This window comes from Colwellia marinimaniae (genome assembly GCF_002207865.1).
In the GTDB taxonomy this organism is placed as follows: Bacteria; Pseudomonadota; Gammaproteobacteria; order Enterobacterales; family Alteromonadaceae; genus Colwellia; species Colwellia marinimaniae.
Genome location: NZ_BDQM01000365.1, coordinates 1 through 256 on the forward strand (window position 1 = coordinate 1; position 256 = coordinate 256).

Annotated in this window: 1 protein-coding gene; it reads right to left on the reverse strand. The window is 42.2% G+C overall.

Annotated features, from left to right (window positions below):
* Window positions 1–256: AarF/UbiB family protein (locus MTCD1_RS19670; RefSeq protein WP_235013406.1), on the reverse strand; the 256-nt coding region annotated here is incomplete at both ends.

A 256-nucleotide genomic window follows, 5' to 3' on the forward strand; every position in this document is an offset into this window, starting at 1 on the left:
CCTCAAGTGGTCTCAAACGTGCTGCCTCTGGCACTAATTTCAGTAATACTTTCGACAGTCGTTTCATCAACTGGGTATCAGCACGAATAATAGGTTCGATATCAGGGCGGATAATTTTAATAACGACTTCTTCGCCATTACTTTTTAACTTAGCGGTATGCACTTGGGCAATCGATGCCGATGCTAATGGCACCATATCAAAATCATCAAACACATCATCAATAGACTTACCAAGCGCAGATTCGATCTCCTGCAT